The organism is Cetobacterium sp. (assembly GCF_048470075.1).
In the GTDB taxonomy this organism is placed as follows: Bacteria; Fusobacteriota; Fusobacteriia; order Fusobacteriales; family Fusobacteriaceae; genus Cetobacterium_A.
On sequence record NZ_DBGBQB010000182.1, the window covers coordinates 1 to 2,331 of the forward strand.

The 2,331-nt window shown below is 31.6% G+C and carries 2 protein-coding genes; one reads left to right on the top strand and one right to left on the bottom strand.

The features are described from left to right. Positions 1–37 precede the first annotated feature (37 nt). On the top strand, positions 38–1,660 hold the full coding sequence (locus ACMOUI_RS06565) for a nitrite/sulfite reductase (protein WP_418964927.1): 1,623 nt from the start codon (positions 38–40) through the stop codon (positions 1,658–1,660). 14 nt (positions 1,661–1,674) lie between these two features. Here the strand turns inward: ACMOUI_RS06565 and pncA are convergent, their stop codons facing one another. Next, positions 1,675–2,292 carry a bifunctional nicotinamidase/pyrazinamidase gene (pncA, locus tag ACMOUI_RS06570; RefSeq protein ID WP_418964928.1) on the bottom strand — a complete coding sequence of 206 codons (618 nt, stop codon included), beginning with the start codon at positions 2,290–2,292 and terminating at the stop codon, positions 1,675–1,677. Positions 2,293–2,331 lie beyond the last annotated feature (39 nt).

The following is a 2,331-nucleotide window of genomic DNA, read 5'->3' on the forward strand; positions in this document are numbered from 1 at the left end:
GAAAATATTACTAAATTTTCTGGAAAGAGGTAAAAAAATGGAGAGAATTGAGGAAAAATTAAAGGACATTGAAAAGGAATACCTAGAGCTTCAGGAGGGAATAATAGAGTATTCAAACAATAATTTGAAATCAGCAGATCTAAAAAAAAGAGGATCAAAATTTGGAATTTATGAACAAAAAGGAAAAACAATGATGCTAAGACTAAAGGCAGTTGGAGGAGAACTTTCAATAGAGAAGTTTAGATCTTTAGCAAACATAATGAAAAAGGAGGAGATTCCATACTTACACCTTTCTACAAGACAAAACTATCAACTTCATGAAGTTGATTTTGAAAAAGTAAAAGATACAATAGAGTTGTGTAACTCTAAGGAGATGTATTTTAGAGGTGGTGGAGGAAATACTTTTAGAAGTATTTTAGTTTCAACGTACACAGGTGTAGATAAAAGAAACATATTTGATGTGATGCCATATGCAAGAATGGTTGAAAATGAAGTTTTCTTTATGGATAAGGCCTTCGATTTTGGAAGAAAATTAAAAATAGGATTTTCTAACTCATTGGATGATGAATTTGTAATGGCTGTTCAAGACATGGGGTTTATAGCAAAAGAGATAAATGGAGAGAGAGGTTTTAAAGTTTACTGCGGTGGAGGAATGGGAAGAGGTAGTAAAATAGGTCATGTTTTAATAGAATTTTTACCTGAGGATGATTTACTACGTGCAGTAAAAGCCTTAATAGATCTCTTTTATGACCGTGGAGATAGAGTCAATAGAATGCAAGCAAGACTTAGATTTTTAGTTGAAAAAATGGGATTTGAAGGATTTAAAAAGTTATATTTAGATTATTTTGAAAAAGAAACTATAAAAAACGGAAAAATATCTAAAATAGATTATGAGAAGAAAGTTAAGGAGTTAAAACAGTTTGAGATGACTGAAGATTCTGAAAAATTCAAACTATGGCAGGATATCTGTACTAAAGAGACTAAATTTAAAGATGTAGTTTCCCTTGTTCTATATGTAAAAAATGGGGATTTAACAGCTGAGGATATAGAAAAGCTATACATACTGATGAAAGAGATCAACACGCCTACAATAAGAGCCACTATTAATCAAAACTTAGTTATTCCTTTAGTTCATAAATCTGCAATTCCATATATCTATAGATATTTAAATGAAAAAATACCGGAGATTGTATCGGAAACAATATCTATAAGAGGACAGATTAGAGCTTGTGTAGGAGCAAAAGTGTGTATGATAGGTGTTCAGGATTCAGCTGCTATAGCTGATGCCATTGGATATGAGCTAGATCAATTGGCGAAGGAGTTTCCTCAGTATAGAAAAATTATATTTAAAGAGGCTAAAAATATAAGAATTTCTGGATGTCCTAGCTCATGTGCTGGAGTGCCGGTAGCTCCTCTAGGGTTCATAGGATTAAAAAAGAAAATAAACGATAAGTTGGTAGATTGTATGCAGGTTTATATGGGTGGTATTTTAACTGAATCAGTTCAATCATTGGCATTTGAGATACCCAACTTAATCTTACCAATAGATGAGATACCTATTCTTGTAAAATCTCTATTTAAAGATTATTTAGAAGTTTTACAGGTATATGATATGACTTTTAGTAGCTATATGTATGAAAGAAGATTAGAAGAGTTTTAAAAAAAAGGTGACGATTAAAATAAATCGTCACTTTTTATTATATTAGCACCCTTTTCTTGCATCTCTTTAATAGCATTGATAGAGTCATTAGGTAGTAGGTTAACACCTCTACATCCATCCTCTATAACATTCACTTTAAAACCTAGCTCAAGAGCATCTAAAACTGTGTATTTAACACAGTAGTCTGTAGCTAATCCCAATACAAAAAGTTCGGTTATATTATTCTCTTTTAAAAGAGATAGAAGTTCTGTACTTTTTAATTTTCCATTATCAAAAAAACCACTATATGAGTCAATTTCGCTATCTGTACCCTTGTAGATAATATTTGAGATTTTTATAAGCTCAGGATGGAACTCAGCACCATGACTCTTTTGTACACAGTGTGCAGGCCACCAAACTTGAGGTAAGCCATTTAAAATTCCAACCTCACCAACCTTACCATTGGAGTTTATTGCAAAACTTTTATGAGTGGCAGGATGCCAATCCATTGTAGCTATTGTAAGATAGTTATTTTCATTAAAAAAAGTAATAACTCTATTGGCTACTGGAATAATTTTTTGAGCATCTTTGACAGCTAAAGCTCCACCTTCACAAAAATCATTTTGAATATCTACAACAATTAAGCTTTTCAAGATAAATCCTCCTAAAAATATTTTTTCACAGTATAACAG

Coding starts and splice junctions, on each gene's coding strand:
- ACMOUI_RS06565 (WP_418964927.1), top strand. CDS start 38: ATGGAGAGAATTGAGGAAAAATTAAAGGACATTGAAAAGGAATACCTA.